The sequence below is a fragment of the Mesorhizobium sp. B2-8-1 genome (assembly GCF_006440955.1).
Lineage (GTDB): Bacteria > Pseudomonadota > Alphaproteobacteria > Rhizobiales > Rhizobiaceae > Mesorhizobium.
This window is the reverse complement of sequence record NZ_VFTX01000017.1, coordinates 52,845-78,215: the sequence shown is the minus strand read 5'-3', so window position 1 is coordinate 78,215 and position 25,371 is coordinate 52,845. Positions and strand designations below refer to the sequence as shown.

Below are 25,371 nucleotides of genomic sequence, written 5' to 3'. Positions count from 1 at the left end.
GAGGTCGCCGTCGCCGTCAAGATCACCGGCCCGGCCGTCAGCGCCGTATCGGCCGGCTGCGTGAAGCTGATCGTCTGATTGCCCCGGGTGATTGTTCCGTTTGTCGGTTGCGTTATGGTCAGGTGAGTTGGATTTGTGCTGTCGACTGCTTGAACCGAATAGCTGAAGGCACCCGCTGTGGTCGGGATCCCGGTTACGGCGCCGGTGGACGCATTGATGGACGTGCCTGCGGGCAGGCTTCCCGCTGTGACGGAGTAGGTGTACGGGCCCACGCCTCCGCTGGCGACATTCGTTTGGGAATAGGACTGCCCAACTTGGGTTGCCGCCGACGGCGTCGAATTCATCGACAGGCCGGCCGCGTTCACCGTCTGCGTGATCAGATCGCTATTTGCAGAATAATTGGTGCCGGTAGGATTGAAATCCGCTTCGATATCGTTGCCGCCGGCAGGCAATGCGGAGGTCGTCGTTTGTGCCACGCCCCCGGAAAGCGGGACGGTCACAGAGAGATGGCCATTGAAGTCGTAAATATCCACCGATCCGGTCGGGGTGCCGTTACTGCCACCGACGGTTACCGTAAAGGTGACGGGGGCGCCCAAGCTGGAAGGGTTTTGGGAAGAGACCAGCGTTACCGTGGCTGGAGGCGGAGGTACATAGGTAACTGTCGCGATGCCGCTATAGGTACCGGTGTCCAACCCATCCACGGTGACTTGCGGGATGAACTGAAGATTTTGAGTCTGCCCGGCAGTCGTAGTGTACGTAAACGTACACGAAACGTCTTGGTTGGTTGTGTTGTTTGGCGCTGGCGAACAGCTTCCCGTGGTGAACACGGGCCCGCTTTGATCCTGGAATGTCGCGCTATTCCAGGCTCTGCTGCCGGTGTTGAACCCCATAGTGAAGGTAATAACCGTACCGGGGTTGGTAAAAGTCGTGGGATTGAAACTAAGCGAGGTGATCGTTACCGCGTTGGCTGCGGTAGTGGCCAAAGCGGGAAGCCCCAGACCAAGGACCAGAACCAGAACAGCTCGGCCGACACGGTCAAAAATTCCTGTCGAACCAACGAAAACAGATTTCGCCAAGCCGCAAACGATGCTGATCAGCCGTTTGGGGGACCAGCCACGCGCTTCGCCATTCGGCAGTAAACGGATTGTCACGGCGCCGCTCCAAACTCGCGAGGGTGCCAAAGGTGGCAACACTCACGTAAACCATGAAGGCTTGGCTTGAAGATCCGGCCCGAATGCTATGCCTTGGCGAATATCCAACAATTTGGTGCTGCTGGCCAATATAGCCACAGAGACCCGCCCGAGCTACATCGATGATCGACGCAACCTACCCCACTTCTTGGTATTGCATGGCCGGCAATGGCGCAACGAGCATTCCTAAGCAAAAGTCTTGTGTTGCAAAATGATCACCAAAGCACTTACCATACGTCCGTTCGGCGGCTCGCAATGGCCCACCGATCTTTTTGCAAGGTATTGTAGAACTCCTTATCACCCAGAGCATGGAGAGCCGCTTCTGGGGCCGTACGAGTATGGATGCTTCTCAGTCACCGATCACGCTCACGACATTCACCTGCCGCAATATCTTCGGACACCGGGCGCCATCAAGCAGCAGCGAGCGGTCGCATTTTTCGATGCCTATGTAAGCTGGATGATAAGCTCGATGTCTGCTCTCGTCACTCCAACGATCGCGAGCTGACCGTCGGCCACCGGCCCCCAAGCGGCAAGTGCCCCGCACCGTTTCTCCTCCGGCCAATCAAGGGCGAGGAGAACTCACATGGGCCATTCTCAATTCGATGATGCCAACCGCGAGCGCGCAGCTTGGAATGTTGGAAAGAAGGTCGGCACCAAGCGTCCGTTCACCCAGAAGCATATCTGGGCTATTCGCTTCTTCCTCGATCGCGAAACGCGTATTCGGGACCGTGCGTTGTTTGATCTGGCAATCGACAGCAAACTTCGCGGCTGCGACCTAGTCAAGATCAGGATTCGCGATGTGGTCGCCGGACCGGAAATCAGGACCCGAGCAAGCGTCGTCCAACAGAAGACCGGTCCTCCCGTCCAGTTCGAGATCACGTGAGAGCCAGCCTTCTCTGTTGGCTCGAACGGCGTGGCGGCATGGTCGAAGACTATGCGTTCCCGAGCCGGATCAATCACGCCCACCACATGACCACGAGGGGAGTACGCCCGCTTGGTTGACGAATGGGTGACTGCGATTGGTCTGCGTCCGGAGGAGTATGGCACTCATTCGCTTCGTCGCACGAAGGCATCGATGATCTACAAGGCGACAGGGAATCTCGGGGCCATCCAAATCCTGCTTGGCCATTCCAAGATCGAGAACACCGTTCGAAGACGCGCTGCTCTTGGCAGAGCGAACGGAAATCTGACATCTGGGCGGTCACCCGATGCACCACGGATGACCGCTTCAGCCTCCGGAATACATTGCAATACCGGCTGTCCTTGGGTGGTGAACGGTCCGGCAGCTATTTCAGGACAAGAGCTGTCGATAGCTGCCGTCCACTGCGCCGGTTGCGAGCGCAGATATGCAGACGATCCGACTGCCGCTCTACGCTCACCGGCGTACTTTGCTACTCGTCCATCAAGCCACGTTTGCGCAGGACGTCGTACTTGAGAATTTCACCCCTAATGGTGTCGCCCCATCGACCAACGAACGCCATCGTGTCGGTAGCATGGAGATGTGCAGTGAGTGCGGCCTGGTCTCTCCACCGCTCGGCGATCAGGAGGCGGCCGGCAAGCGGATCGTCCACAGCCGCGTCATAGGAAAGATTTCCGTCCCGCTGCCGCGTAGCTATGGCGAGGTTCTGGAAATCCTCGACAAACTCGGCGACCGACGAGGGCTCGACGTACATATAGCCGGTAACAATCAGCATCATGGCTTACCTTGGTGGATCCCGCTCGACCGTCTGCACTTCTGACGATCGGGCGGCTGAAAGCAACAAATCAGACAGCCAGCACGATCTTGCCTTGAATACTGCCGTCAGCGGCGCGCTGGTGCGCGCGCGATGCCTCGGCCAGCGGGAATGTGCTGTCGATGACGACACGCACAATGCCGTCGTCGAGCAGGCGGGCGACTTTTGCCAACTGCGCGCCATTCGATCGAACCTGTGTGGATGAGACAGTGATTCCCAGCTTCTCTGCCTCCTCGTGACCCGTGAAGCCCAGCGGGTTGATCAGGAACAGCGCGCCGCCCGGCTTCAGAACATGGAAGAAGCGCTCCATGTCCGCGCCGCCCACCGCGTCGAGCACAAGGTCGACGTCTCGGACGACTTCTTCGGTCGCGGTCGTCTTGTAGTCGACGAACTGATCCACGCCGAGATCTCGCATCAGCCCCTCGTTCTTGGCCGATGCCACCGCGATGACGCGAGCGCCCCGCAATTTCGCCAACTGGACAGCCAGATGCCCGACACCGCCTCCGGCGCCGTTGACTAGCACCGTCTTGCCGTCGAGCGGCACCGGCTCATGCCGGAAGGGCTGGAACGGATTCGGCTCGTCGTGGCCAGGTTCGATCAAGAACTGCCATGCCGTCAGAAACGACATCGGCGCGCCGGCTGCATGAATATGGTCGATGCCGGCTGGTTTCAACGCTAGCTGCGATGCCGGCACACTGACATAATGCGCGTAGGCATTGCTACCCGTCATTAGGTCATGGGGAAAGCGAACCATTGCATAGACCTCGTCGCCGATGCTGAACTCACCGGCGTCGGCGCCAACCGCTTCAATGACGCCCGACACGTCCGTGCCGAGAATCAGTGGGAAGGATGCGTTGGGTCGCCATTCTGGCGGCAGTGCGCGATAGCCGTCCCGCAGATACCAGTCGGGCGGATTAAGCGCCGCCGCCTGGACGCGGACAAGCACCTCGCCGGGCTTCACATTTGGCCTCGGCGCGTCTTCGTACACCAGCACTTCGGGACCACCGAATGCGTGCAGACGGACTGCCTTCATCTTGTCGCTCATTTGGTCAAATCTCCGCTCATCATGTCGTTGGAGCAGATTTAGTGGCATCGTCCCTGGTTGATAATCGACGCAGATGGCGCTTAAGTAATGCCATGGTGGAACATATCGCTTTGGATCGGCTCACTGGTATCATCGCCTTCGCGCGTGCCGGATCGCTGGGCAGCTACACGGCAGCGGCGCGCGCGCTGTCGATTTCCCCGTCGGCGGTAAGCAAGAGCATCCAGCGGCTCGAGCGGCATTTAGGATTGTCGCTGTTTACCCGTACGACGCGCTCGCTCACCTTCACGCCCGAAGGGCGCGACCTGCATGAGCGCGCGCTGCGTCTGCTACGCGAGGCGGAGGAAATCGAGCAGGCGGCAATGACCGCGCGCTCCGAACCATCGGGCACGTTGCGCGTGGCCGCGTCGCTGCCGATCGGACTCCACCTGATCGCCCCGGCTTTACCGGCTTTCCGTCGGCTCCACCCGAACCTGGTCGTCGATCTCAGGCTGGGTGACCAGATGGTGGACATGATTGAGGAAGGGATCGATGTCGCCATACGCATCGGCGATCTGGCTGACACCCGGCTACTATCACGCAAGCTCGCGCCCCATCGGCTTTGCTGCTTCGCCTCGCCAGCCTATCTCGAGGAACGCGGCACCCCGACCCATCCCGATGACCTGGGAGGGCACGACACCGTCAACCTTCGGTATCAGAGCACAGGCCAGACCTTTCGCTGGCCCTTCCGGATTGGCGACCGCGAGATCGAGATCGTGCCCAATGCCGGTGTGGTCGCCGATGCCAGCGATGCCGTGCTCATCATGCTGGCAGCCGGTGGCGGGATAGGCATAGGCGCCTCCTTCATGGCGGCTCCCTATGTGAAGCGCGGCGATCTGGTCCCCGTGCTGTCCACGTTCGCCGTCGAGCGAAATAACGTCACCGTGCTCTGGCCGGCAAGCCGACGCGCCAACCCCGCGGTGCGCGCCTTTCTGACCATGCTCGACGCCGCTTTCATGCAGCGAATGGCAGTTTCAAGCATCGACTGATCTGGCGCGGAAGGGCCGCTTGTGGGCGGTTGCCGAATGGCAGCTATCGGCGCAGCGGCACTCAAGAACTGACAGTCCGCTTCCGACCCGAAAGCCGCCATTTCACACTCGTCTCGGCAACCGCACCTTCCTGCCCCGCGCTCGCCTCACGCAGTCTTCTGCGCCACCAACCCCAGCTCCTCCACCATGGCCTGACGCATCAGGAATTTCTGCGGCTTGCCGGTCACCGTCATCGGCAATTCCGTGCGGAAGCGGATGTGGCGCGGGATCTTGTAATGCGCGATCTGGCCGGCGCAGAAGGCCTTGATCTCCTGCTCGGTGGCGATCTGGCCGGGCTTGAGCACAATCCAGGCGCAGAGCTCCTCGCCATATTTGGCGTCGGGAACGCCGAACACCTGCACCTCCCTCACCTTGGGGTGTCGATAGAGGAACTCCTCGACCTCGCGCGGATAGACGTTCTCGCCGCCGCGGATGACCATGTCCTTAACCCGGCCGACGATGTTGCAATAGCCCTCGGCGTCGATGGTGGCGAGGTCGCCCGTATGCATCCAGCCGTCGGCATCGATCGCCTCGCGGGTCTTGTCCTCGTCGTCCCAATAGCCCTTCATCACGGAATAGCCGCGTGTGCAGAGTTCGCCCGGCGCACCGACGGCAACGGTCGCGCCATCGGCATCGATGGCCTTGACCTCGACATGGGGATGAACGCGCCCGACGGTCGAGACGCGTTTTTCCAAGGGGTCGTCGACGCTGCTCTGGAAGGAGACCGGGCTGGTCTCGGTCATGCCGTAGGCGATGGTCACTTCGGACATATGCATCAGCGACACCACCTTCTTCATCACCTCGATCGGGCATGGCGAGCCGGCCATGATGCCGGTGCGCAGGGTGGACAGGTCGAAGACGGCGAAATCGGGATGGTCGAGCAGGCCGACGAACATGGTCGGCACGCCGTAGAGGCCGGTGCAGCGTTCCTGCGCCACGGCGTTCAGCGTGGCGCCGGCATCGAAGCCCTCGCCAGGGAACACCATGGTCGCGCCCTTGGTGACGCAGCCCATCGTGCCCATCGACATGCCGAAGCAATGGTAGAGCGGCACGGGAATGCAAAGCCGGTCGTCGACCGTCAACCTGATGGCCGAGGTGACGAAATTGCCGTTGTTGAGGATGTTGTTGTGGGTCAGCGTCGCGCCCTTGGGTGCGCCCGTGGTGCCGCTGGTGAACTGGATGTTGATGGCGTCGTCCGGCTTCAGCCCCTCGGAGATGCGGTCGAGGCTGTCATGCTCGTCGCGCCCCGCCATCGCCAGCACATCGGCGAAATTGAACATGCCGGGCGAGTTCTCCTCGCCCATGCGGATGACGATCCGGAGCGCCGGCAGTTTCTGTGCCCTGAGCTTGCCGGGCGTGGCCGTCGCGATCTCCGGCGCCAGCGTCTCGATCATGCCGAGATAATCCGAGGTCTTGAAGCTGGCCGCGGTGACCAGAGCCTTGCAGCCGACCTTGTTCAGCGCATAGTCCAGCTCGGTGAGCCGGTAGGCCGGGTTGATGTTGACCAGGATCAGGCCGATGCGGGCGGTGGCGAATTGCGTCACCAGCCATTCCCAGCGGTTGGGCGACCAGATGCCGACGCGATCTCCCTTTTCGAGGCCCAGCGCCAGGAAACCGGCGGCCAGCGCATCCACCGTGTCGGACAGCTCGCTCCAGGTGAAGCGCTTGTCCTGGCCGACGAAGACGGCGGCATCGAGCGTGCCGTATTTGCCGGCCGTGTCGGAGAACAGCGCGGGGATGGTCTTGTCGAGCAGCGGCACGCCGCGCTCGCCCGAGACATGCGCCTTGCCGTCGACGGGCGCGACAAAGACGCTGCCGGCGCGCGCCCCGCGTCCGCGCAAACTGGTGGCGTTCTTCAGCTCGTCGAGATTGACCGGCATCGCTCTCTCCTCCCAGGACATCCGAGCCTATCAGCCTGCCGGGACGGTGGAAATCCCGCCGAAGGTAGGGCCAAGCTTCGAAGGCGGACCGCGCCGCCTTCCACGGTCATAAGAATGGCAGGGTCGTGAGAATGGCGCAGAACGAAAAACCCGCCTCGAAGGGCGGGGGCGCAAATCATCACCATACCAATATTAGTAGCATAGTGGCCGGCACAAAGCAAGAACAAAATTTGTCCGCCGCCAGCTATCCCTTCACCGAGGCCATGCTGGCCGCTATGTCGCGCAGCATCGTCTCGTCGGCCGTGGAACGCGTCTTTCGCGATGCGACGAGACACGCCTGCGACCGCAGCACGACGCCGTCGGCCAACACCTTGAGATGGTTGGCGCGCAGCGTCGAGCCGGTGGTGGTGATGTCGACGATGACATCGGCAAGGCCGGCCGCCGGCGCGCCTTCGGTGGCGCCCAGGCTCTCGACGATGCGATAGACCTGGATGCCGTGCTTCTGCGAGAAGAATTGCTGGGTCAGCCGCCAGTATTTGGTGGCGATCCTGAGCCGCCTTCCGTGACGCTGGCGGAAATCGGCGGCGACATCATCGAGGTCGGCCATGGTCTCGACGTCGAGCCAGATGTCGGGCACGGCCACCACGACATCGGCATGGCCGAAGCCGAGACGGGCGACGATTTCGGCGCGCGCCTCCCAGTCGGCGAGGTTCTCGCGCACGAGGTCCTCGCCGGTGATGCCGAGATCGACGGCGCCCTGCCCGATCTCGCCCGATATTTCGGAGGCGGACAGGAAGACGACCTCGACATTGTCCACGCCTTCGACGCGGGCGTGATATTTGCGCTCGTCACCGGGCAGGCTGATGGCGAGGCCTGCCTTCGCCAGCACCTCCAGCGCCTGCTCCTTCAACCGGCCCTTGGACGGGATCGCCAGCGTGATCATCGTGCGCGCTCCCGCAATGCCTCGATGCGGTCGAGCCAGACCGAGAAGCCGACGCCGGGGATCGGCGTCTTGGCACCGAGCAGCGTCAGCAGCCGGTCGTAGCGGCCGCCGCCGGCCAGCGGCCTTTCACCATCTTGCGCCGCGATCTCGAAGACGAGGCCGGTGTAATAATCGAGCGGGCGGCCGAAGGCCGCGTCATAGCGGATCTTTTGCGCCGGCAGGCCATTCGCCTCGACGGCCTTGGCGCGCGCCGCGAACTTTTCCAGCGCGGCTCCCAGCGAAAGCCCGGCGGCACCGGCAAAACTCTCGAGCGCCTGGGCCGCGCCATCGAGCGGCACGTCGATCGCCAGAAAGGTCTTCAGCGCCGCGAAGGCTTCGTTGGACAGCCGCACGCTGCGCAGTTCTGCCTTTTCGATCAGCCGCCGCGCGATATCGGCCGGCGCGCGTCCGGCCGAAGCCGACAGGCCGGCCTGTTCCATGCCGCCGGCTATATGCGCGGAGAGACCGTCCAGATCGCCGTCGAGCACGAGTGCCGCGACCGGGCCGGAGAGCTGGCTGTTGCGCGGCGGATTGGCGAGATCGGCAAGGGCTGCCTCCAGCATCGTCGCCGAGCCGAAGGCGCGGGCGAGCCGCATGCGCCAGCCGCGCGGCAGGCCGAGAGCCGCCAGCACCGCCTCGAAGATGGCCTGGTCGCCGAGCGTGATCGAGAGCGGCTGGCCCGGCAGCGCCAGCGACAGCAGTGCATGCGCGTCGGCCACCGAACGGGCATCGGCAGCGGCCGTGTCGCGGTCGCCGAGATCCTCGATGCCGGCCTGGAAGAACTCGTTGCCGCCTTCGCGGCGCTGGCGGAACACTTCGCCCAGATAGGAGTAGCGACGCGGCGTACCGGCCTGGCTGGCGATATGATCGAGGCAGACGGGAATGGTGAATTCCGGCCGCAGGCAGAGCGTCTGCCCGGTCTCGCTTTCGGTCAGGAAAATGCGGCGGCGCAAATCCTCGCCGGCCATATCGAGAAACGGATCGGCCGGCTGCAGCACGGCGACCTCCACCGCATGCGTGTCGCGGGTCGCGAAGAGGCCGGCGATGTCGGCCGCGATGGCGGGATAGCGGGAGGTCACAGAGCGCATGGGCGCGAGGCACCCCCCTCTGTCCTGCCGGACATCTCCCCCGCAAGGGGGGAGATCGGCAGCTTCGAGCGCAGCGCCTTTTCTGCCACGACGGAGATTGGCGAAAGCATACGCGACATCCAATCTCCCCCCTTGCGGGGGAGATGGCCGGCAGGCCAGAGGGGGGTGCTCAAGCGCCACCCTTCGCGCGGTCGGCTGCCTGCGCCGCCAGGATCTTCTTCACCTGCGCCACCAGCTCGCTTTCCGCCACCGTGACCTGTGCCGGGCGGGCGGCACGCCATTCGGCGTTATCCGTGATCTCGGCCGACAGGCGCGCGCCTTCGATCAGGTCCTTGATCTGCAATTCGCCCTTGGCGCGCTCGTCGCCGCCCTGGATGATCGCGACCGGGCAGCCGCGACGGTCGGCATATTTGAGCTGCGCCTTCATGCCGGCGCCGCCGAGATACATTTCGGAGCGGATGCCGGCGGCACGCAGCTCGCCCACCATCTTCTGGTAGCGGCCGAGGCTTTCGGTATCCCTGTCCATCACCAGCACGACGACCGGCGCGATCACATCGGCGCTGTCGAGCTTGCCGAGGTTCTTCAGCGCCGTCATCAGCCTGGAAACGCCGATGGAGAAGCCGGTCGCAGGCACCGGCTCGCCGCGGAAGCGCGACACCAGCCCGTCATAGCGCCCGCCGCCGCCGACCGAACCGAAGCGCACGATCTGGCCATCCTCGTTGGGAATCTCGGCCAAGAGCTCGGCTTCGAAGACCGGGCCGGTGTAATATTCGAGGCCGCGGACGACGGAGCGGTCCATAGCGACGCGATCTTCGCCGTATCCCGCCGCCCTGACCAGGGCCTCGATGGTCGCGAGCTCGCCAACGCCCTCCTGGTAGACGGCGTTCCCACTGACGCTGGCATCCTGGCCGGCCTGCGCATTTCGAGCGGTCGCCTGAAGAACCGCCTCGGCTTGCGTATCATTCAGCCCGGCGCCTTTGGCGAAGTCGCCCTCGCCTTCCTTGCCGCCGTCCCAGCGCCCTGGTCCCAAGAGAAGCCGCACGCCTTCCGGCCCGAGCTTGTCCAGCTTGTCGATCGCCCGCAGCACGGTCAGCCGACGACTCGTATTCCCTTCACCTCCGAGGCCGATCGCCTCGAGCACGCCGTCCAGCACCTTGCGGTTGTTGACGCGGATGACGTAGTCGCCGCGCTTGATGCCGAGCGCTTCCATCACATCGGCCATCATCATCGCCATCTCGGCGTCGGCCGCGACGCCCGGCGTGCCGATCGTGTCGGCGTCGAACTGCATGAACTGGCGGAAGCGGCCGGGACCGGGCTTCTCGTTGCGGAACACCCAGCCGGAACGGTAGCTGCGATAGGGTTTTGGCAGGCGCTCGAAATTCTCGGCGACGAAACGCGCCGTCGGCGCGGTCAGGTCGTAGCGCAGCGACAGCCACTGGTCGTCATCGTCCTGGAAGGAGAACACGCCTTCGTTCGGCCGGTCCTGGTCGGGCAGGAATTTTCCGAGCGCATCGGTGTATTCGATCAGCGGCTGGTCGGCGGGTTCGAAACCGTAGAGTTCGTAGACCGAGCGGATGGTCGCCATCATCTTCTCGACGGCGCGGATATCTTCGGCGCTGCGGTCGGCAAAACCGCGCGGCAGCCGCGCTTTCGTCTTTTCCGATTTGTCGGCCATGGATTCGCCCGGTGTTCCGTGTTGCTGAAAACTCAACAGCGTTGCGATTTTCGCAACGGGCGTGTCCTAACCGAACAGGTCCTACCGGGCAAGGCCGGTGGCAGGCGCTGTCTCCATGCATGCGAGAAGGCACGCGGGCGTTCGCCGAAACAAAAACGCACCGAAAATGAAACAATCCCGCCATCGGCGCGGCATCGTGCCGACATAATCGAGGCCGATACAGCGCACCGCAATGGAGGGGTTCGGGACATGATGAGCGCGGTGGAATTTCACGACAACAGGGATGCGGGCGACATGCCGGCACGCCTGCGCGCCGCAGATGTCCAAGCTCCCAGCATGATCGGCCAGCCGGCCGGACCGTTCGAGGTACACGCCGATACCGGACCTTCCCTGCGCGACGCATTGGTGACCGGCCTGCTGGTGATCTATCCAACCGTCGCCACCGTGGTCGCGATCGTCGCCGACCTGTTCCTGGGAAGTGCCAACGGCGCCTGAGGCTATTTCGGCCGTTTGAAAGCCTTCCGTTCTTTCTCGACCTCTTTGCGGCACACACACCCCTCGAGATGATCGTTGACCAGGCCCATCGCCTGCATGAAGGCGTAGACCGTGGTCGGGCCGACGAAGGTCCAGCCGCGCTTCTTCAGATCCTTGGAAATGCGGATCGAGACCGCCGTGGTCGGATTGGCGCGCAGATGGGCGAGGTCGACCACCTGCGGCCGTTCCTCCCTGCCGGGTTCGAACTTCCAGAACCAGGCAGCGAGCGAGCCGAATTCATCGGCCATTTCGCGGGCGCGTTTGGCGTTGTTGATGGTCGAGACGATCTTGCCGCGATGGCGGATGATGCCGGCATCGCCGAGCAGGCGCTCGACGTCCTTGTCGGTGAAGGCGGCGACTTTGTCGAAATCGAATCCGGCGAAAGCGGCGCGAAAATTCTCGCGCTTGCGCAGGATGGTCAGCCAGGACAGGCCCGACTGGAAGCCTTCGAGACAGATCTTCTCGAACAGCCGGCGGTCGTCCGCCACCGGGCGGCCCCATTCATGGTCATGGTAATGCAGGTAGTCGGGCAGATTGCCGTGCCAGAAGCAGCGCGCGACACCGTCGGGTCCGGCGAGAAGGCCGGTTCTTTCCTTGTCCATGGCGAGAATTCCATTCGTTAACGCGCTGGTTGCGCTGCTTTACCTTGGCTTTACCAGATTCCTGAACGCGGCGGTAACCACACCAAAAGGTTTACCGACAGTTCCGCATTTTACACATTCCGATTCATGTTTCGGTTGCTGTTCCCGCGCCAATGATCGCTGAACCGGGAGGTGGTTTCCACCCGGTTTGTCAGACGATCAAGGTGCTTTCCCGATGAAGAGAGTTTTGTTTTCCGTGCTCGGCGCCGTGGCTGCGTTTGCCGCAGGCGTCACACCTTCCACGGCCGGAGACCGCTATGCCGACAGACCGCCGGTGATGGTGAGCCCCGACCTTTCCGCCCCCTGGGTGCTGCAGCTTGGCCAAGCGCCGGGGATCGTGCGGCAGAACCGGCAGGTCGCGCAGCAGCCGCGCCCGCGTTATGCGCAGCCCGACCGCGTGCAAACGGCGGCCGTGCAGGCCCCGGCCAAGCGCATGGTCGCGCGCCCGCAGATCAATCCGATCTACCTGCCGCAGGAAGTCGCCTATGACGGCTCCCAGAAGCCGGGCACCATCGTCATCGATACGACCCAGAACTTCCTCTATCTGGTCGAAAAGAACGGCAAGGCGCGGCGCTATGGCGTCGGCACCGGCAAGCCGGGCTTCGAATGGTCGGGCACGCACAAGATCACCAACAAGCGGGTCTGGCCGGACTGGCGCCCGCCGGCCGCGATGATCAAGCGCGAGGCCGCCAAGGGGCGTTACCTGCCAACCTACCTGGCCGGGGGCATGGAGAACCCGCTCGGCGCGCGCGCGCTCTATCTCGGTAGTACGGAATATCGCATCCACGGCACCAACCAGCCCTGGACGATCGGCGGCGCCGTGTCGTCGGGCTGCATCCGCATGCGCAACGAGGATGTCGTCGACCTTTATGAACGGGTCGATGTCGGAACCACTGTCGAGGTGATATAATAGTTGCTGCGAATCACCCGATCCGGAAGCGCAGCGCTTCCCGGGATCGGAAGGAATAACGGGGGACGGGCCGTATGGGGATGCGGCCGGTCAGAAAGGGCGGCACGGGAAACCGTGCTGCCCTTTCCGTTTCGGACGAAGCACTGCCGCGCCCGCACGTCGCGCAAAAGGCATGACGGTTCGCATTCGTGCTGCCATTGCCGCTGTTCTTTTGCTATGGCAAGGCAACGCTCAGGTCAGAAGAGTCCGATCATGTCACTGTCCGACGACAGCCGCTATCTCAAGGGCGGCCCGGTTGCCCGGCGCATCATCGCCTCCGTGCGCGAGGATGCGGCGATCGCAAGGGCCGAAGGGTTCCCGCCCAAACTGGTGTCGATCACCGTCGGCGATACGGCGGCGGTGGATGTCTATGTACGAAACCAGCGCGCCAAGGCAGAGCTGGCGGACATCGATTTCGACGAACGGCGCTTTCCCGCCACCATCACCGCGGGCGAACTGGAAGCGGCGATCCACGGCCTGAACGCCGATCCGCGCGTTACCGGCATCATCATCCAGCGGCCGGTGCCGGCACATATCCCGATCAGGACGTTGCAGGCGGCGGTGCATCCGCTGAAGGACGTCGAAGGCATGCATCCGGCCTCGATCGGCAACATCGTCTACAACCAGCTCGATCTGGCGCCCTGCACGGCGGCCGCCTCGGTCGAGTTGCTCAAGGAAACCGGCCTCGACCTCAAGGGCCTGGAAGTGGTGATGGTCGGCCACTCCGAGATCGTCGGCAAGCCGATCGCCTTCCTGTTGATGAGCGAAGGCGCGACGGTCACGGTCTGTCACCACATGACGCGCTCGGTCGCCGCGCACGCGCGCCGCGCCGATGCGCTGTTCGTCGCCGTCGGCAAGCCGCGCCTGATCAAGGCCGACATGGTAAAGCCGGGTGCGGCCGTCATCGATATCGGCATCAATTCCGAGACGCTGCCGGACGGTTCCACCCGTATCGTCGGCGACGTCGACACCGACAGCGTGAAGGACGTGGCCTCCTGGATCACGCCGGTGCCGGGCGGCGTCGGCCCGATCACCGTTGCGATCCTGCTGCGCAACACGATGGTGGCGCTCAGCCGCCAGCGCGCGCTCTACGAGGCGACCTACGGCACGATCGACAGGCTGGCGGCCGAATAACGCCGGGGCGGCCCCTACTCAGCGGCGATCAGGCCGGGTTCGGCGACACCTTCCGGCCTCGGCCCGCCATAGGCCCAGTCGAGCAGCTTGATCGTATGCACCACCGGCAGCTTCGCGGCAGACGCGATCTGCGTTATGCAGCCGATATTGCCGGTGGCGACGACCGAAGCGCCGGTAGCCTCGATGTTTTTCACCTTGCGGTCGCGCAGCCCGGCCGAAATATCCGGCTGCAAGATGTTGTAGGTGCCGGCCGAACCGCAGCACAAATGCCCTTCGCGCGGCTCGCGAACGATGAAACCGGCTTTGGCCAGCAATTCCCTAGGCTGGCGGGTGATCTTCTGGCCGTGCTGCATCGAACAGGCCGAATGATAGGCGACGACCGTGCCCGGCTTGCGCACCGGTTCGGGCAGGTCGATGGCGGTCAGGTATTCGGTAATGTCCTTGGCCAGCGCGGAGACACGTGCAGCCTTTTCGGCGTAGGCCGCATCAAGCCGCAGCATGAAACCGTAATCCTTGATGGTCGTGCCGCAGCCCGACGCGGTGATGATGATGGCATCGATCCCGCCTTGTTCAATCGCGCGGGTCCAGGCATCGACATTTTGCCTTGCAGAAGCAAGGGCGGCTTGCTCGCGGCCCATGTGATGGACGAGCGCGCCGCAACAGCCCTCGCCCGGCGGCACCACGACCTCGACGCCAAGCCGCGTCAGCAGTGAAATGGTCGTGTCGTTGATGGCGGGATCGAGCACCGATTGCGCGCAACCGGTGAGGATGGCGACGCGGCCCCTCTTCGCCCCCTGCCCGGTATGGGTGCCCGGCGAAGCCATCGGCGATGCTCCCGGGATCGATTCCGGGGCGAGCTTGAGCATTGCGCCAAGCGGCTTCAATGCCGGGATCTTCTCGAACAGGCCGATGAACGGCTTGCCCAGTTTCGCCAATTTGAGCGCGGCGCGAAAACGCCGGGGATAGGGCAGGACGAAGGCCAGCATGGCGCGGGTCAGGCGATCGAGCAGCGGCCGCCTATAGGTCTGCTGGATATGGGCGCGGGCATGGTCGACCAGATGCATGTAGTTGACGCCAGACGGGCAGGTGGTCATGCAGGCGAGGCAGGAAAGGCAGCGATCGATATGGGTGACGATCTCCTTGTCGGCGGGGCGACCGTTTTCCAGCATGTCCTTGATCAGGTAGATGCGCCCGCGCGGTGAATCGAGTTCGTTGCCCAGCGTCACATAGGTCGGGCAGGTGGCGGTGCAGAAGCCGCAATGCACGCATTTACGCAGGATTCTTTCCGACTCGGCGACATGCGGGTCGGCAAGCTGGGCAAGCGAAAAATTGGTCTGCATCTCTGATGTCCTAGGCCATGCGGCCGGGATTGAGGATGTTCTTGGGGTCGAATTCCTGCTTCAGCCGCTGGCTGAGCGCAGTCAGCGCCGGAGCCTGCGGCTCGAACACCGGCAGAGCGGCGCGATGCGAAGGAGCCGCGCGCACCAACGTCGCATGACCGCCGCCATGTTTTCTCAGAAGTCCGCGCAGCAGCGTCGCTTCCGGGTCACCCTCCTCCATGCGCAGCCACACCAGTCCGCCCTGCCAGTCATAGAAGGCGCTGACGGCAGCCTGCATGCGCAGCGTGAAAACCATCTGGTGCGCCTGGGCAGGCGCCATCGATACGCGCCAGACCGGTTTGTCGCTGTTGTCCGCGAAAGGCCTGCAATCGCGCACGTCACGCCACAGGGCAGCCGACGCTTCGCTGGAAATCTCCTCCAGTGGTCCGGCATTTCCGAGCAACGTCTTCAGCGCGGCGATGCGATAGACGACGGAGGGGCCAAAACCTTCCACCCGCAGCAGCGTGGCCGCATCATTGCCGAGCACGCCTGCGGCAACCCGTGCGGCAATCCGCTCCGGCAGGTGCGCGGCGCTCGATACTTCCGCACTGGAGCCGAGCGCCAGCGCCATCGCCGCGGCGGCCGCATCGTCGAGCAGGCCGCGGACGGCGAGCGTGACCTCGGTCTCGGCCGACGGCAGCACCTTGAAGGTGACGTCGGTGAACACGGCCAGCGTGCCCCAACTGTTGGCCATCAGCTTGGACAAGTCATAACCGGTGACGTTCTTGACCACGCGGCCGCCGGATTTGAAGGCCTCGCCGCGGCCGGAAACCACATGGATGCCCAGGATATGGTCGCGCGCCGCCCCCGCCTTCAGCCGGCGCGGGCCGGAGAGGTTCGCTGCAAGCGCACCACCAAGCGTGCCCTTGCCTGGCTCGCCGCCGAGCAGCGGGCCGTAATCCATCGGCTCGAAAGCGAGTTGCTGGCCGTTTTGCGCCAGCAGCGTCTCGATTTCGGCCAGTGGCGTGCCGGCCTTTGCCGACAGCACCAGTTCGGCGGGCTCATAGAGCGTGACGCCGGAGAGCTTCGACAGGTCGAGCGTGTGCTCGGTCTGCAGCGGACGACCGATGCCGCGCTTGGAGCCGTGGCCGAGGATTTCGAGCGGCGAGCCTTCCGCCGCCGCCCAGGCGACGGTGGAGAGCACTTCGGAAGGGGTGGTGGGAGTGAAGGTGGTCATGGCGCCGATGCGCCATATGCAAATGCGGAAAAGCCGCGTTCCTTCGCGCCCCCCTTTGTCCTGCCGGACATCTCCCCCTCAAGGGGGGAGATTGGATGCCGCGCCGGGTTTCGCCAATCTCCAGCGTTGGCGGAAGGGCGAAGCGACGAAGCTGCCAATCTCCCCCCGTGAGGGGGAGATGTCCGGCAGGACAGAGGGGGGCGTTCAGGCGCTGACATAACCCTCAAAACCTCGGAATGTCCGGAAACGCTAACTCTCCGCGATGCACATGCATGCGCCCCAGCTCCGCGCAGCGGCGCAGCTGCGGGAACACCTTGCCCGGGTTGAGCAGATGATTGGGATCGAAGGCGCATTTGACCCGCATCTGCTGGTCGAGGTCGATCCCGTTGAACATTTCCGGCATCAGGTCGCGTTTCTCGACGCCCACCCCATGCTCTCCGGTCAAGACGCCGCCGACCTTCACGCACAGCCGCAATATGTCGGCGCCGAAACTCTCGGCCTTGTCGAGTTCGCCCGTCACGTTGGCGTCATAAAGGATCAGCGGGTGCAAATTGCCGTCGCCGGCATGGAAGACATTGGCGACGCCGAGCCCGTATTTTTCGGAGAGCTCGCGCATGCCGGCCAGCACGCGCGGCAGTTCCTTGCGCGGGATGGTGCCGTCCATGCAGTAATAGTCGGGCGAGATGCGGCCGACCGCGGGGAAGGCAGCCTTGCGCCCTGCCCAGAAGCTCAATCGCTCCTGCTCCGACTGCGAAATGCGGCAGGTGGTCGAACCGTTGCGGATGGCGATCGCCTCGACCGCGGTGATGAGATGATCGACCTCGACGCTGGGCCCATCGAGCTCGACGATCAGCAGAGCCTCGACATCCAGGGGATATCCGGCATGGACGAAATCCTCCGCCGCATGAATCGCCGGACGGTCCATCATCTCCATGCCACCGGGAATGATGCCGGCGCCGATAATGTCGGCGACGCATTGGCCACCCTGCTCGCTGGTCGGGAAGCCGATCAGCAGCGCACGTGCCGTCTCCGGCTTCTTCAAAATGCGCACGATGACTTCGGTGACGACGCCCAGCAGGCCTTCGGAGCCGGTCATGACGCCGAGCAGGTCGTAGCCTTCCGCGTCCAGATGCCTGCCGCCGAGACGCACCACCTCGCCGCTCATCAGCACTATCTCGATGCCGAGCACATTGTTGGCGGTCAGGCCGTATTTGAGGCAGTGCACGCCGCCGGAATTTTCGGCGACATTGCCGCCGATCGAGCAGGCGATCTGGGAAGATGGGTCGGGGGCGTAGTAAAAACCCTCCTGCTCGACGGCGGTGGTGATGCCGAGATTGGTGACGCCCGGCTGGGCGACGACGATGCGATTGGGGAAATCGATCTCGATAATGCGGTTGAAGCGGCTCATGACCAGGAGCACCGCGTCCTCCAGCGGCAGCGCACCGCCCGACAGCGAGGTGCCGGAGCCGCGCGGCACGACGCGGATGTTGCGGTCATTGCAGTATTTCAGCACGCGCGAAACCTGTGCCACCGTTTCGGGAAGCACCACGACCAATGGCAATTGCCGGTAGGCGGTCAGGCCATCGCTCTCGAAGGCGCGCATTTCGTTGGCCGCGTCGACCACACCCTCGCCCGGCACGATAATGCGCATGTCGGCGACGATCTCGCCGCGCCGGCGCATCGTGGCGTCGTCTGGCTTGGGCATGGCAAGGCCGGACATCGGCAGCCTCATCTCGCGTGACTGGTCAAAATCTTTTACCAGTGAAGGGCGTCGGTTGCAAACCCCGCTTTGACCGAGAGCGGACACGGACGCAACGGACGCCTTCCGTAGCGGCAATCTGCCGCTGGTGCGCTTTATCCTGTGGGAAGTAAAGGCGCGCCTACTCGCCCGGATGTTTCGTCGGCTCGGAATGCATGCGCCGCACCCGCCGCACGCCCCACCAGACCAGCAGGATGGCGAGCGGCACGCACGCCGCCGTGACCACTTCGGGCGCGAAGGCATGGCCGAAGATCGAGGCGCCCTTGGCGACATAGCCGACGAGGCCGACGACATAGTAGGAAACGGCCGCGACCGACAGGCCTTCGACGGTCTGCTGCAGGCGCAGTTGCAACCGGGCGCGATTGTTCATCGAGGCGAGCAGGTCGCGGTTCTGCTTCTCGACCTCGACATCGACCCAGGTGCGCAGCAGCGTGGTGGCGCGCGTCAGCTTGCGCGACAGGTTGGCCTGACGCTCCTCGACCGAACGGCAGGTGCGCATGGCAGGCGCCATGCGCCGCCGCAGGAACCCCGCCCAGGTGTCATATCCCTGTACGGCTTCTTCCTCGAGCGCTTCCAGCCTTTCGCCGACGATACCGTCATAGGCACGGCTGGCGCCGAAGCGGTAGAGGCTCGACGCCGCGTCGGCTTCCAACTCAGCCGCGAGTTCGGTCAGGTCGGCAAGCAATTTCTGGCTGTCGCGGGTCTCGGCGAGTTTCATCTCCAGCGTGATCTGGGCCAGCCTGTCCTCGATACGGCGGGCGCGGCCGGACAAGGCCAGCGCCAGCGGCAGGCCGAGCATGGCCAGCGTGCGATAGGTCTCGATGTCGATCAGCCGCTGCGACAAGGCGCCAGTGCTGGCCGGCGTCAGGGCGCGGTCAAGGATCAGCATACGGGTCAGGCCGTCGCCATCCTGGCGGAAATCGGTGACGATTGCAGCATTGCCGCGTTCGACCAGCGAATAGCAGAGGCTGGTCGGATCGAAGCCGGCGATCGACCGCTCGCCCGCCTGCGTCCATTTGCGGATCTCGAGCCGGATGCCTGAAATAACGGTTCCGGGTGGAGAAAATCCGTTGCCGAACGGCGAATCCTCCTGGCCCTTGCCGCCTTCGGCAAGCGGCCCTTCCCACAGATAGGTGGAGAATTCGGTATGCCGCTCCCAGCGCAACGAGCCCTGGCCCCATCTCATGGCGTGATGGCGGGCCTGACGGTCGGGCGCGGCTATGCCGAGCCGGCGCGACAGCTCGGAAAGCACCGAATGATCGACGCCGGCGCCACCCTCGGTCATGAAGGCGAGCTGGATCAGCACACGCGGCTTCTCGATCAGCGGGTGCGGACGGGCATGGACTTCGCCCAGCGCGCCGGGCCGTCCCTCATGCGCCGGAAATCCGAGCACGCTGCCCTTGGCGCGCGGCTGAAATTCGAGATTGGACGGGTCGTGCGACACGGCTTGTTCCCCGGGTTTCTTTGAACCCTCTTGCAGTTGCGTCCTCTAGAGCCAATAGGCTCCTGACGCAAACAGCAAAGTTTAGCCGAAGAGGATAGGGGCGCGAGCGGGGAAGCCGACACGCTTCGACCAATTGGATAAATAATTTGACCAGTTGGCGACGCTGGCTTTATCTTGCGCGACACCGGTTCAACACTCCCAGGCATGCCGTTGAGCGACATTTTTTCCAGGATCGAGCACTCGCGAACCGCCGACGAGGTGGTGCAGCAGATCGAAAGCCTCGTCCTCGAAGGCGTGCTGCGCACCGGCGACCGGCTGCCTGGCGAGCGCGAGCTGGCACGCCAGTTCGATGTGTCCCGGCCGATCCTGCGCGACGCGCTGAAGGCGCTCGAGGGACGCGGCCTTTTGACGACGCGGCCGGGCGGCGGCACATATGTAGCCGACATCATCGGCCAGCTGTTCACCAAGCCGGTGGCGGACCTGATCTCGACGCATCGCAAGGCGGTGGCCGATTACCTGGAATATCGCCGCGAGGTGGAGGGGATCGCCGCCGAATATGCGGCGCGGCGCGCCACGCCGGAGGACCTGGCCCTGCTCGACCGCATCATGGCACGCATGGACGAAGCGCACCGCACCGGGGATTTCGACGACGAAGCCGAGATCGACGTCGAATTCCATCATGCGATCTGCGAATGCGCGCACAACATCCTGCTCCTGCATACGCTGCGCTCCTGCTACAGGCTGCTGTCGGAAGGCGTGTTCCAGAACCGGTTGCTGGTGTTCACGGTGCCCGGCGCGCGCGATGCGCTGCTGGCCCAGCACCGGGCGATCCACATCGCGGTCAAGGCCGGCGACCCGGCCGGCGCGCGGCAGGCGGCGATGGACCACATGATCTATGTCGAGCGGTCGATGGCGCAAGCCGAGCGCAGCGGCGACTGGCAGCGCGTATCGCGGCTCAGGCTCAGGCAACGCTCTGAAGCCGGCGATGCCGAACCGGCGCGCAAACGCTCCTGAACGATATCGATCAAGCGGGGACACGATGAGCGACATTCTCACCATTGCCGACCTCAAGGACCTGGCGCGACGGCGCGTGCCCAGGATGTTCTTCGAGTATGCCGATTCCGGCGCATGGACCGAGAGCACCTACCGGGCCAACGAGGAGGACTTCCAGAAGATCAAGTTCCGCCAGCGCGTGCTGGTCGACATGAGCAACCGCTCACTGGAATCGACCATGATCGGCGAGAAGGTGGCCATGCCGGTGGCGCTGGCCCCAACCGGCCTGACCGGCATGCAGCATGCCGACGGCGAGATGCTGGCGGCGCAGGCGGCCGAGGAATTCGGCGTGCCGTTCACGCTGTCGACGATGAGCATCTGCTCGATCGAGGATGTCGCGTCGGTGACGAAGAAGCCGTTCTGGTTCCAGCTTTACGTGCTGCGCGATAAGGACTTCGTGCTCGACCTGATCGACCGGGCAAAAGCGGCGAAATGCTCGGCGTTGGTGCTGACGCTCGACCTGCAGATCCTCGGCCAACGGCACAAGGATGTCCGCAACGGACTTTCGGCGCCGCCCAAGATGACGCTGGCCAACATCGCCAACATCGCGGTCCGTCCGCGCTGGTGGATGGGCATGGCCGGCACGAAGCGCCGCACGTTCCGCAACATCGTCGGCCACGCCAAGGGCGTCGGCGACGTGGCTTCGCTGGCGTCATGGACGACGGAGCAGTTCGACCCGCATCTGTCGTGGAAGGATGTCGCCTGGATCAAGGAACGCTGGGGCGGCAAGCTGATCCTGAAAGGCATTCTCGACAAGGAAGACGCGTTGATGGCCGCTGAAACGGGCGCCGATGCGATCGTGGTTTCCAACCATGGCGGGCGTCAGTTGGACGGCGCATCCTCGTCGATCATGGCGCTGGAGGAAATCGCGGACGCGGTCGGCGACAGGATCGAGGTGCACATGGATGGCGGCATCCGCTCCGGCCAGGACGTGCTGAAGGCACTGTGCCTCGGCGCCAGGGGCACCTATATCGGCCGGCCGTTCCTCTACGGCCTGGGCGCGCTCGGCAAGGAAGGCGTTACCAAGGCGCTGGAAATCATACGTAAGGAAATGGACATCACACTGGCGCTGTGCGGAAAACGTCTGGTGACCGACATGGGCAAGGACCAGATCCGGCGCTAGCCAGGTCGGCGACGGCCTGATCACGGAGACAGCGATACGTTGGCAGAACCCGACATTCATTTCCTGGACGCGCGCGGACCGGACGGCATGCGGCTCTACGCAATCGGCGATGTCCATGGCCGGCTCGATTTGCTGGCCGCCATGCATCAGCGAATCGAGAGCGAGCTCGAATGGAAGCCGGCTCGCGACTGGCGCGTCATCCACCTCGGCGACTATGTCGACCGTGGGCCGGACTCCAAGGACGTCGTCGATTTCCTGATCGAGGCGCGCAAACGCGATCCGCGAAACCTGATGCTTGCCGGCAATCACGATCTCGGCTTTCTCGATTTTCTCGATACCCCTGACCCGGACGGGCTTTTCATGCGCTATGGCGGGGTCCAGACGGCGCTATCCTACGGTGTGCCCCTCGCGGCCGACGCCGGCTGGTTCGGCAGGATGGAGACGATGAGACGGGGGCATCAGGCTCTGCTCGAAGCCGTACCGCAACACCATATCGACTTCCTGCGCTCGCTACCCTTCTCAATCAGCTTCGGCGACTTCTTCTTCTGCCATGCCGGCATCAGGCCAGGCGTTGCCCTGGAGAACCAGAATCCGCAGGATCTGATCTGGATCCGCGACGTTTTCCACGATCACGCCGGCCTTTTCCCGAAGATCGTGGTGCACGGCCACACGCCCGTTCCCGAGGCGGAAGTCATGGCCAACCGCGTCAATGTCGATACGCTCGCCTGGCAATCAGGCATGCTGAGCGCGCTCGTTGTCGAGGACGCCGACAAACGCATTCTGACAATGACAATAAGGGAAGCTTGAGTGGCGCGCGCCGCGGAAACGACGCGAACGGTCCGGCTATTCAGCGCAGCGAAGCGGTGACGCCGTAGCCGTCGACGGCGTTGTGGTTGTTGGCGGCATCGGCCGCATAGATGCCGAGACCGCAAATCACGATGGCGGACATCATGGCAAAGGACAGAAGCGCTGCTTTCACGGACGTCATCTCTTGTTGAGCTTCCTGCATCTGTGCACGAGGCGGTTACCAATGCGTTGAAACCGAAAATACGTCTCAAAGTTTCGACGATTTCGCGCTTCTAGGCACGTTCTGTATCGGCGGTGTGTCGCACGGGCCACACAAAGGTCCGTCGCGGTTGCACCGGTGATGCAGAGCGCGCGCCTTCTAGGATGGCGGGCGTACACAAGCCAAGGACGAAACCGGTTTTCCCCAGGCGGATTCACCGCCGCGTGCCAATTATGCCACGCCCTGGTCCGCAGAGATGATGCTCAGATCGTCGCCACCCATGCGCGGGCGATGGCAAGGCCGGCAGCATCGGCATCCGGTCCGTTACGGGCCATTTCGCCCTCGAGCTTGCCGGCCCAGTCGGGGTGGCGCGCTGCAATGATCGGCGCGAAAGAGGTGCTCCAGTCCTTCACCAGCGGCCGATCGGCCTCGAAATGGAACTGGAAGCCGTAGACGGCGCGGCCGACGCGGAACGCCTGGTTCTCGGCGACATCATTGCCGGCGAGCCGCACGGCGTCTTCAGGCAGCACGAAGGTGTCGTCGTGCCACTGGAAGATCGGGAACTTTTCTGGAAGCTCGGCCAGCACCGGATCGGCCTTGGCGTCCGGCGTCAGCGACACGCCGCGCCAGCCGAATTCGTTGGCGCCGCCGATGCGGTTCTCGCCGCCGAAGGCGCGGGCAACCAGCTGGCTGCCGAGGCAGATGCCGAGCACCGCGCGGTCCTGGCCGGCGAAATCGCTGATAAGTTCGAGCAGCGCCGGAAAATAGGGATATTCATCGTCGGCCAGCGCGTTCTGGCCGCCGCCGAGCACCACCATGGCGTCGTGGCCGTTCGCATCATCCGGCAGCGGATCGCCCTTGTAAGGAAGGCGGATGTCGAGATCGGCACCGGCTTCCGCAAGTGCCGCGCCGACCTGGCCGAGGCCGGTGTTGTCGTAGTTCTGGACCACCAGCACCCGCATCGCAAAACCCTGCTGACGTGAAAACGATGCGACGAGCGATATCATGGCGCCGGCATTTCAGCCAAGATGCGGGCGCGCGGAGAAAACTATGCCACTGCAAAACCGGGTCGATCCGTTCGGCGCTATCCACGCCGTGCCCGAGCGCGGCCTGTTCATGGGCAATCGCGGCATCATCCACGATCCCGAGACCAGGACGCTGTTGAAAAAACGCTGGGCGCTTCACGCCTGGATCATCTGCGTCTGCGACTTCGGCGACGTGCGGCGCGAGCCGATGGGCCGCAACCGGCGACGTGATGATCTATCGGGACCCAAGGCGGGCTGGACGGAACTGTTCTTCCTCGACGAGGTGACGGCGCTGGCGGCGGGCCATCGGCCCTGCTTCTTCTGCCGGCGCGAACGGGCCAGGGATTTTGTGGGTCGCTTCGGCGAAGCCTTCGGCATAACGGAGCCGCGCGCGCCGCAGGTCGACAAGCGGCTGCACAAGGAGCGGCTGGCCGCGGGCGGCAAGCCGCCGGTGGTGGCGGCTGACGAGCTTGCAGGCCTGCCCGACGGCACGATGGTCGAGGGTGGAGGCAATGCCTACGCCTTGCGTCGCGGCAAGGCGCTGCGCTGGTCGTTCGCAGGATATTGCGGAGCGCAGGATTTCAACGACCTCGCTCATCGGCCGCTACGGCTGCTGACGCCGCCGACCACGATCGGGGTGCTGAGGCGAGGCTACGAACCCGTCTGGCATCCTTCCGCCAAGGCTTGACGCCAACCGCCGGCTCGCCCATTCCTCGGCCATGCGCGCCAATTACAAGATGCAACGCCTGTTCGTGCCCGACGATCTCGGGCCGGAGATCGAGTTCGACGCCGGCCACCAGCAGAGCCATTATCTTCTGCATGTGCTGCGGCTTGGCGAGGGCGCCGAGGTCCTGTTGTTCAACGGCCGCGACGGCGAATGGTCGGCGGCCATCGCGGCCAGGTCCAAGAAGGCGGTGAAGCTGAGGGTGCTGGCGCGGCAACGGCCGCAGCCGCCGCTGCCCGATCTCGTCTACTGCTTCGCACCGCTGAAGCAAGGCCGGCTCGACTATCTGGTGCAAAAGGCGGTCGAAATGGGTGCCGGCGTGCTGCAGCCGGTCATCACCCAGCACACGCAAGTGGCCAAACCCTCCATCGACCGGTTGCGCGCCAATGTCGTCGAGGCGGCCGAGCAGTGCGGCATACTTGCGGTGCCGCAGGTGCGGGAAGCGGAAAAGTTCGAACGCCTGCTGACCGGCTGGGACAAGGAGCGGCGGCTGATCTTCTGCGACGAGGACGCTTCGACCAACAATCCCCTGCCCACGCTGCAAGCGTTGAGCGAAAGGAAGCTCGGCCTGCTGGTCGGGCCGGAAGGCGGATTTTCCGACGAAGAGCGCAAGCTGTTGCGCGCTCTGCCTTTCGTTACCGCCATTCCGCTCGGCCCGCGCATCCTGCGCGCCGACACGGCCGCCGTGGCCGCACTGGCGGTGATGCAGGCCACAATCGGCGATTGGTGAGGGTTTCTTCCTCCCCTCTTGTGGAGATGGGAAGAG

General features: G+C 64.0%; 23 protein-coding genes and 1 pseudogene. 10 read left to right on the top strand and 14 right to left on the bottom strand.

Annotated elements, in window-relative coordinates; translation table 11 throughout:
• On the bottom strand, positions 1-1,151 hold a 1,151-nt coding region (locus tag FJ428_RS29725; RefSeq protein WP_140880755.1), incomplete at its 3' end, for an Ig-like domain-containing protein.
• Positions 1,152-1,773: 622 nt separating this feature from the next.
• Here FJ428_RS29725 and FJ428_RS29720 point away from each other — a divergent pair.
• Positions 1,774-2,380: pseudogene (locus FJ428_RS29720) on the top strand (tyrosine-type recombinase/integrase).
• A 201-nt stretch (positions 2,381-2,581) separates the two neighbouring features.
• Here FJ428_RS29720 and FJ428_RS29715 read toward each other — a convergent pair.
• Both FJ428_RS29715 and FJ428_RS29710 read right to left on the bottom strand, forming a co-directional pair.
• The gene (locus FJ428_RS29715; RefSeq protein ID WP_181167436.1) at positions 2,582-2,884 is read right to left on the bottom strand and encodes a putative quinol monooxygenase; all 303 of its coding nucleotides are present in this window, start codon (positions 2,882-2,884) and stop codon (positions 2,582-2,584) included.
• A gap of 70 nt (positions 2,885-2,954) precedes the next feature.
• Positions 2,955-3,968, bottom strand: a complete 1,014-nt coding sequence (locus FJ428_RS29710) for an NADP-dependent oxidoreductase (RefSeq protein WP_140880751.1) — start codon at positions 3,966-3,968, stop codon at positions 2,955-2,957.
• A gap of 92 nt (positions 3,969-4,060) precedes the next feature.
• Here FJ428_RS29710 and FJ428_RS29705 point away from each other — a divergent pair, with 92 nt between their 5' ends.
• The gene (locus FJ428_RS29705) at positions 4,061-4,993 is read left to right on the top strand and encodes a LysR family transcriptional regulator (RefSeq protein WP_140880749.1); all 933 of its coding nucleotides are present in this window, start codon (positions 4,061-4,063) and stop codon (positions 4,991-4,993) included.
• Between the two features lie 146 nt (positions 4,994-5,139).
• Here the strand turns inward: FJ428_RS29705 and FJ428_RS29700 are convergent, their stop codons facing one another.
• The 4 genes from FJ428_RS29700 to hisS all read right to left on the bottom strand — a co-directional run bounded on the left by FJ428_RS29700 (position 5,140) and on the right by hisS (position 10,657).
• Entirely contained in the window at positions 5,140-6,912 is a 1,773-nt protein-coding gene (locus tag FJ428_RS29700) for an AMP-binding protein (RefSeq protein WP_140673473.1), read from the bottom strand.
• Positions 6,913-7,156: 244 nt separating this feature from the next.
• Complete coding sequence (gene hisG / locus FJ428_RS29695; RefSeq protein WP_140673472.1) at positions 7,157-7,855, bottom strand: ATP phosphoribosyltransferase; 699 nt, start codon at positions 7,853-7,855, stop codon at positions 7,157-7,159.
• The gene (locus FJ428_RS29690; protein WP_140673471.1) at positions 7,852-8,973 is read right to left on the bottom strand and encodes an ATP phosphoribosyltransferase regulatory subunit; all 1,122 of its coding nucleotides are present in this window, start codon (positions 8,971-8,973) and stop codon (positions 7,852-7,854) included. Before FJ428_RS29690 ends, hisG begins: the two co-directional genes overlap by 4 nt.
• 178 nt (positions 8,974-9,151) lie before the next feature.
• Positions 9,152-10,657, bottom strand: a complete 1,506-nt coding sequence (gene hisS / locus FJ428_RS29685) for a histidine--tRNA ligase (protein ID WP_140880747.1) — start codon at positions 10,655-10,657, stop codon at positions 9,152-9,154.
• Between the two features lie 249 nt (positions 10,658-10,906).
• Between hisS and FJ428_RS29680 the strand changes: the two genes are divergently transcribed.
• Positions 10,907-11,152 (top strand): hypothetical protein, encoded by a 246-nt coding sequence (locus tag FJ428_RS29680; protein ID WP_140498363.1) that lies wholly within the window; start codon positions 10,907-10,909, stop codon positions 11,150-11,152.
• Positions 11,153-11,154: 2 nt separating this feature from the next.
• Here the strand turns inward: FJ428_RS29680 and FJ428_RS29675 are convergent, their stop codons facing one another.
• Positions 11,155-11,793, bottom strand: a complete 639-nt coding sequence (locus FJ428_RS29675) for a DNA-3-methyladenine glycosylase I (protein WP_140498364.1) — start codon at positions 11,791-11,793, stop codon at positions 11,155-11,157.
• 214 nt (positions 11,794-12,007) lie between these two features.
• Between FJ428_RS29675 and FJ428_RS29670 the strand changes: the two genes are divergently transcribed.
• Positions 12,008-12,742, top strand: a complete 735-nt coding sequence (locus tag FJ428_RS29670) for a L,D-transpeptidase (protein WP_140498365.1) — start codon at positions 12,008-12,010, stop codon at positions 12,740-12,742.
• 252 nt (positions 12,743-12,994) lie between these two features.
• Positions 12,995-13,915: a bifunctional 5,10-methylenetetrahydrofolate dehydrogenase/5,10-methenyltetrahydrofolate cyclohydrolase gene (locus tag FJ428_RS29665; protein WP_140524795.1), complete on the top strand. Its 921-nt coding sequence runs from the start codon at positions 12,995-12,997 to the stop codon at positions 13,913-13,915.
• A gap of 14 nt (positions 13,916-13,929) precedes the next feature.
• Here FJ428_RS29665 and glcF read toward each other — a convergent pair whose 3' ends face one another.
• The 4 genes from glcF to FJ428_RS29640 form a co-directional block, all read right to left on the bottom strand.
• The gene (gene glcF, locus FJ428_RS29660) at positions 13,930-15,255 is read right to left on the bottom strand and encodes a glycolate oxidase subunit GlcF (RefSeq protein ID WP_140880745.1); all 1,326 of its coding nucleotides are present in this window, start codon (positions 15,253-15,255) and stop codon (positions 13,930-13,932) included.
• A 10-nt stretch (positions 15,256-15,265) separates the two neighbouring features.
• Complete coding sequence (gene glcE, locus FJ428_RS29655) at positions 15,266-16,471, bottom strand: glycolate oxidase subunit GlcE (protein WP_140880743.1); 1,206 nt, start codon at positions 16,469-16,471, stop codon at positions 15,266-15,268.
• 223 nt (positions 16,472-16,694) lie between these two features.
• Positions 16,695-18,191: an FAD-linked oxidase C-terminal domain-containing protein gene (locus tag FJ428_RS29645; RefSeq protein WP_140880741.1), complete on the bottom strand. Its 1,497-nt coding sequence runs from the start codon at positions 18,189-18,191 to the stop codon at positions 16,695-16,697.
• Positions 18,192-18,351: 160 nt separating this feature from the next.
• Positions 18,352-19,674 carry a DUF3422 family protein gene (locus FJ428_RS29640; RefSeq protein ID WP_140566453.1) on the bottom strand — a complete coding sequence of 441 codons (1,323 nt, stop codon included), beginning with the start codon at positions 19,672-19,674 and terminating at the stop codon, positions 18,352-18,354.
• Between the two features lie 210 nt (positions 19,675-19,884).
• Between FJ428_RS29640 and FJ428_RS29635 the strand changes: the two genes are divergently transcribed.
• The 3 genes from FJ428_RS29635 to FJ428_RS29625 are packed head-to-tail and all read left to right on the top strand — an operon-like array spanning position 19,885 to position 22,657.
• The gene (locus tag FJ428_RS29635; protein WP_140515030.1) at positions 19,885-20,688 is read left to right on the top strand and encodes an FCD domain-containing protein; all 804 of its coding nucleotides are present in this window, start codon (positions 19,885-19,887) and stop codon (positions 20,686-20,688) included.
• Between the two features lie 25 nt (positions 20,689-20,713).
• Positions 20,714-21,850, top strand: coding sequence for an alpha-hydroxy acid oxidase (locus FJ428_RS29630; protein ID WP_140524799.1), 1,137 nt, complete (start codon positions 20,714-20,716; stop codon positions 21,848-21,850).
• 39 nt (positions 21,851-21,889) lie between these two features.
• The gene (locus FJ428_RS29625; RefSeq protein ID WP_140498373.1) at positions 21,890-22,657 is read left to right on the top strand and encodes a metallophosphoesterase family protein; all 768 of its coding nucleotides are present in this window, start codon (positions 21,890-21,892) and stop codon (positions 22,655-22,657) included.
• Positions 22,658-22,697: 40 nt separating this feature from the next.
• On the opposite strand, the gene FJ428_RS29620 is transcribed toward FJ428_RS29625, so the two are convergent.
• The gene (locus FJ428_RS29620) at positions 22,698-22,838 is read right to left on the bottom strand and encodes a hypothetical protein (RefSeq protein WP_181165325.1); all 141 of its coding nucleotides are present in this window, start codon (positions 22,836-22,838) and stop codon (positions 22,698-22,700) included.
• A 281-nt stretch (positions 22,839-23,119) separates the two neighbouring features.
• On the bottom strand, positions 23,120-23,818 hold the full coding sequence (locus FJ428_RS29615; RefSeq protein ID WP_140624050.1) for a type 1 glutamine amidotransferase: 699 nt from the start codon (positions 23,816-23,818) through the stop codon (positions 23,120-23,122).
• Between the two features lie 88 nt (positions 23,819-23,906).
• Between FJ428_RS29615 and FJ428_RS29610 the strand changes: the two genes are divergently transcribed.
• Both FJ428_RS29610 and FJ428_RS29605 read left to right on the top strand, forming a co-directional pair.
• A complete protein-coding gene (locus FJ428_RS29610; RefSeq protein ID WP_140515026.1) occupies positions 23,907-24,569 on the top strand; it encodes a hypothetical protein in 663 nt (220 codons plus the stop codon).
• A gap of 31 nt (positions 24,570-24,600) precedes the next feature.
• On the top strand, positions 24,601-25,335 hold the full coding sequence (locus tag FJ428_RS29605) for a 16S rRNA (uracil(1498)-N(3))-methyltransferase (protein WP_140623981.1): 735 nt from the start codon (positions 24,601-24,603) through the stop codon (positions 25,333-25,335).
• The last annotated feature ends 36 nt before the right edge of the window (positions 25,336-25,371 follow it).